The sequence below is a fragment of the Caulobacter sp. B11 genome (assembly GCF_002737765.1).
Taxonomy (GTDB): domain Bacteria; phylum Pseudomonadota; class Alphaproteobacteria; order Caulobacterales; family Caulobacteraceae; genus Caulobacter.
In genome coordinates, this window is the sequence record NZ_PEGG01000180.1 from 1 (window position 1) to 5,012 (window position 5,012).

Sequence of the window (5,012 nt, forward strand, 5' to 3'; positions counted from 1 at the left end):
GCGGCCTGGGCGGCCACGTCGCGGGCGATGCGCACCCCTTCGCGCAGGGCGCGACGATCCTCGTCGGCGGCCAGGTAATTGGCCAGGATGGTCGGATCGTCGAACGGATCGGCCGAGCGCAGCCCGACCTTGCCGCGGCTTTCCGGCCGCAGCTGGCAGACGTGCAGGGTGAAGCCGTCCTTCTCGACGCGGTCTTGCCGTGGTCCTGCATGATGGCCAGGACCCCGTGGATCTGCAGGTCGGGGCGGTCGAGGTCGGGGCGCGACTTGAGGAAGGCGCCGCTTTCCAGGAACTGCTGCCGGCCCAGACCCTTGCCCATCAGCAGGTAGGACAGGCCCGTGCCCAGCTTGCGCAGGCCCTTGTTGGCCGAATAGGCGGTGGTCAGGTTCTTGGTGGTCCAGGACAGGCAGACGTCGAGGTGGTCCTGCAGATTGGCGCCGACTCCCTTGGACTCCTGCACCGTGGCGATGCCGTGGGCCTTGAGGTCGTCAGGATCGCCGATCCCCGACAGTTGCAGCACGTGCGGCGACTGAACGGCGCCGGCGCTGAGCAGCACCTCGGCGTCGGCCAGGGCCCGCACGCCTTCGTTGGACTTGCCGACCACATAGTCGACGCCGATCGCCCGGCCCTTCTCGATGACGATCTTGGTGGTCCGCGCCTCGGTGACCACCGTCAGATTGGGCCGATCGGCCGCCGACGACAGATAGGCCGCAGCCGCGCTCCAGCGCTGACCGTCACGGATGGTCAGGTCATAGGGGCCGAAACCCTCCTGCTGGTAGCCGTTGAAATCCTTGGTCACCGCATGGCCGGCCTGGCGGCCCGCCTCGATCAGGGCCGGATAGAACGGGCTCTTGGACTCGCCGCCCGAGACATGCAGCGGACCGGCCCCACCGTGATAGGCGTCGCCGCCGGCGTGATGGGTTTCCGAGCGCTTGAAATAGGGCAGGACCTCCGAATAGGACCAGCCCGACAGTCCCATCTGCCGCCACTGGTCATAGTCGCGCGCATGGCCGCGGATATAGACCATGCCGTTGATCGCCGAGCTGCCGCCCAGGCCCTTGCCGCGCGGCCACCACAGCTTGCGACCGTCGAGGTGCGGCTCGGCCTCGGTCCAGAAGCCCCAGTTCTGCTCGCCCTTGGCCTTGATCAGTTCGCCGACCCCGGCCGGCATCTTGACCAGCAACGAGGTGTTCTTGCCGCCGGCCTCCAGCAGCAGGACCTTGATATTGGGGTCTTCGGTCAGCCGGGCGGCCAGGACGCAACCGGCCGAGCCGGCGCCGATGATGATGTAGTCGTAGCGTGCATTGCTCATGGCCCGGCGCGCCTCCCTCAAGGTTATCGTTGTTAAGGTGAGAGTGGCGCGGGTTTGCGAAGGGGGCAAGAGGTTTGGCGCGCCCTCACTCCATCTGCGCCAGATCCCGCCGATAGCGCTTCCAGTTCTCCACATAATGCATCGCCGAGGCCTGCAGGACCATCGCGTGGTGCTCGCCGATCTCGCGCACCACCTTGCCGGGGGCGCCCATGACCATCGAGTTGTCCGGAATCTCCTTACCCTCGGTAATCAGGGCCCCGGCCCCGATCAGGCAGTTCTTCCCGATCTTCGCGCCATTGAGCACGATGGCCCCGATGCCGATCAGCGAGCCGTCGCCGATCGTGCAGCCGTGCAGCATCACCATGTGGCCGATGGTCACATTGGCCCCTATGGTCAACGGCATTCCGGCGTCGGTGTGAAGTACAGAACCGTCCTGCACATTGCTGTTTTCGCCGACGGTAATCGGATCATTGTCGCCGCGCAGCGTGCAGCCCCACCAGATGCTGGCGTTTTGCTTCAGAACGACATTTCCCATCACGGCGGCGTTCGGCGCGATCCAATATTCGTCCGGGTGCGGCAGGGAAGGACTTGCGGCGCCCAAGGAATAGACAGTCATCCGTACACCTCGTGTTGTGGAGAGCGGCCGGCCGATTAACGAACGGTCAACCACGTTTGCGCCATTGTATTTGTGCGATTCGAAGGGGAACACTCCCTTATCGGGAATCATTTCTCTCTCGTGTCCTGCCGGGAACGATTGTCGTTTCCGGCCTCCCGATGACGGAGACCAGGGTGTCGCACTTGGCGTTTCGGCGTTCATCACCGCCCCCAACGCGGTCGTCAGACCCGCCCGGCCGCGTCCGCTGCTCTGTCCCCTCTCCTTCCCATTGCCCCAAGGACGACGCCCTACGGCCTCGTCCTTTTTTCATGCCTGAATGGAGGCTTACATGACCAAGCGAGCCCTGAAGCGTATGGCGCGCGAAGGCGCGATCGATGCCGGCAACTTCGCGGACGACGCCAAGGTGCGTCGCCTGCCGGTCGATATTCGGGAGCGAGGGAACGGCTGGTCGCCCCTGGGACATGAGGGCGGTCCGAGGGCCTCGGAGCGGGACCAGAGTTATCTCAAAACCATCAAGCCCAAATCGCCGGGCCAGCAGCAGTTGATGGAAACCATCGACGCCAAGAATCTGGTCATGGCGCTGGGTCCGGCCGGCACCGGCAAGACCTATATCGCCATCGCCAAGGCGGTGGAGGCCCTGGAGGCCGGCTCGGTCGACCGCATCGTCCTGTCGCGCCCGGCGGTCGAGGCCGGCGAGTCGATCGGCTTCCTGCCCGGCGACATGGAGGACAAGCTGGCCCCCTATCTACGCCCGCTCTACGACGCCCTCACCGACCGCCTCTCGACCCGCCGCATGCGGGCCCTGATGGCCGAGGGCTCCATCGAGATCGCGCCGGTCGGCTTCATGCGCGGGCGCACCCTGAACAACGCCTTCGTGGTCATCGACGAGGCGCAGAACTGCACCTACATGCAACTGAAGATGCTGCTGACCCGCCTGGGCTGGAACTCCACCATGGTCGTCACCGGCGACCCGAACCAGTCAGACCTCCTTCCCGGCATTTCGGGCCTGGCCGACGTGGCGGCCCGGTTCGACGCGCTGGAAAACATCGGCGTGGTCCGCCTGGCCGACCGCGACATCGTCCGCCATCCGCTGGTCGCGGAGATGCTGGGCGTTCTGTGATTTCCTGACAGCGGCTCAATCGAAGGCTTGAGTTGGGGGCGGTCGGACGTGCAAGGTCCGGCCGCCTTAACTGTTTTCAGGACCGCCTCATGGCCGATTCCGCCGCCGCTCCACGTTCGGAGTTCACCACGCGTGGGGTCCTGCTCGGGATCGCCATCACCCTCGTCTTCACCGCCGCCCAGGTCTATCTGGGGCTGAAGGTGGGCCTGACCTTCGCCACCTCGATCCCGGCCGCGGTGATCTCGATGGCCCTGCTGCGGGCCTTCAAGACCTCGACCATCCAGGAAAACAACATCGTCCAGACCATCGCCTCGGCGGCGGGAACCCTGGCCTCGGTGATCTTCGTGCTGCCCGGCCTGTTGATGATCGGGTGGTGGGCCCATGTGCCCTTCTTCACCACCTTCATGGCCTGCGCGGTCGGCGGCATCCTGGGCGTGATGTACACCATCCCCCTGCGCCGGGCCCTGGTGACCAATTCCAACCTGCCCTATCCCGAAGGCGTCGCCGCCGCCGAGGTGCTGAAGGTCGGCACCGGCTCGCGGGCCGGTGAAGCCGAAGGCCAGGCCGGTCTGATCGCCGTGGCCCTGGGAACGATCGCCTCGGCCCTGTTCGCCGCCCTGGCCGCCGCCAAGATCTTCGCCGCCGAGGTCGCGGGCTATTTCAAGGCCGGAGCCGGGGCCACCGGCCTGGGCGCATCAAGCTCGCTGGCCCTGATGGGCGCCGGACATCTAATGGGCATCACCGTCGGCATCGCCATGTTCACCGGCCTGGCCATCGCCTGGGCCGTACTGGTGCCGATCATGACCCACGTCTTCCCGATGCCGGGGGCCAGCGCCGCCGACCATGCCATGACCATCTGGAGCACCAAGGTCCGGTTCCTCGGGGCCGGCGTCATCGGCGCCGCCGCGATCTGGACCCTGGGCAAGCTGATCGTGCCGATCTGGCAAGGCCTGGTCTCGGCCTTCGAGGCCGGCAAGGCCCGCCGGATCGACGGCGCGGTGATCCCGCGGGTCGAGCAGGACATCCCCGTCCTGATCGTCGGCATCGTCGCCACCGCCCTCCTGGCCCCGGCCGGCTGGGTGATGGCCCACTTCCTCAGCGGCGGACCGCTTGCCAGCGTCGCCCTGCCACTGATCATCGCCGCCGTGGCCTATCTGGTGTTCGCCGGCCTGCTGGCCGCCGCCGTCTGCGGCTACATGGCGGGCCTGATCGGCTCGTCCAACAGCCCGGTCTCGGGCATCGCCATCCTGACCGTGCTGGGCGCTTCCCTGCTGGTGGGCGCGATCGGCCGTACGGCCATCGGTCCGGACGTCACCACCGCCCTGGTCGCCTTCGCCCTGTTCGTCACCGCCATCGTCCTGGCCGTGGCCGTGGTGGCCAATGACAATCTGCAGGACCTCAAGACCGGCCAACTGGTCGACGCCACCCCGTGGAAGCAGCAGGTCGCCCTGGTGATCGGCGTGCTGGCCGGCTCGCTGGTCATTCCGGTGATGCTGGAGCTGCTCAATCGCTCCAACGGCTTCACCGGCGCGCCCAATCTCAGCACCGTGCCGGGGGCCGAGAATCTCGGCGCGCCTCAGGCCACCCTGATCTCGACCCTGGCCAAGGGCGTGATGGGCGGCGTGCTGCCGTGGAACCTGCTGGGCATCGGCGCGGCGATCGGCCTGGGCCTGGTGGTGATCGACATCCTGGTGCGCCGCGTCAGCGCCCAGAAGTTCAGCCTGCCGCCGCTGGGCGTGGGCCTGGCCATCTATCTGCCCAGCGCGGTCACCGCCCCAGTGGTGGTCGGGGCCGTGATTGGCTGGATCTATGAACGGGCCGTGGCAAGGACCGCACCGCGGAGCCCGCCAAGCGCCTGGGCGTGCGGTCGCCTCGGGCTTCATCGTCGGCGAGAGCTTGTTCAATGTCGCCCTGGCAGGCCTGATCGTCGGACCAACAATCCCACCCCCCTGGCCGTACCCTTC

At 67.0% G+C, this 5,012-nt stretch carries 2 protein-coding genes and 2 pseudogenes; 2 read left to right on the forward strand and 2 right to left on the reverse strand.

What is annotated here, in order from left to right:
- Both CSW58_RS08340 and CSW58_RS08345 read right to left on the reverse strand, forming a co-directional pair.
- Positions 1-1,312 (reverse strand): annotated as a pseudogene (locus CSW58_RS08340) (choline dehydrogenase); the annotation flags it as partial.
- Between the two features lie 85 nt (positions 1,313-1,397).
- Positions 1,398-1,928 carry a gamma carbonic anhydrase family protein gene (locus CSW58_RS08345; RefSeq protein ID WP_099446983.1) on the reverse strand — a complete coding sequence of 177 codons (531 nt, stop codon included), beginning with the start codon at positions 1,926-1,928 and terminating at the stop codon, positions 1,398-1,400.
- A gap of 316 nt (positions 1,929-2,244) precedes the next feature.
- Here CSW58_RS08345 and CSW58_RS08350 point away from each other — a divergent pair, with 316 nt between their 5' ends.
- On the forward strand, positions 2,245-3,048 hold the full coding sequence (locus CSW58_RS08350) for a PhoH family protein (protein WP_099446984.1): 804 nt from the start codon (positions 2,245-2,247) through the stop codon (positions 3,046-3,048).
- Between the two features lie 89 nt (positions 3,049-3,137).
- Positions 3,138-5,012, forward strand: a pseudogene (locus CSW58_RS08355) (OPT family oligopeptide transporter); the annotation flags it as partial.

Excerpts from the sequence above, each read along its gene's own strand:
- CSW58_RS08350 (WP_099446984.1), top strand. The coding sequence starts at position 2,245 with ATGGAGGCTTACATGACCAAGCGAGCCCTGAAGCGTATGGCGCGCGAA.
- CSW58_RS08345 (WP_099446983.1), bottom strand. The coding sequence starts at position 1,928 with ATGACTGTCTATTCCTTGGGCGCCGCAAGTCCTTCCCTGCCGCACCCG.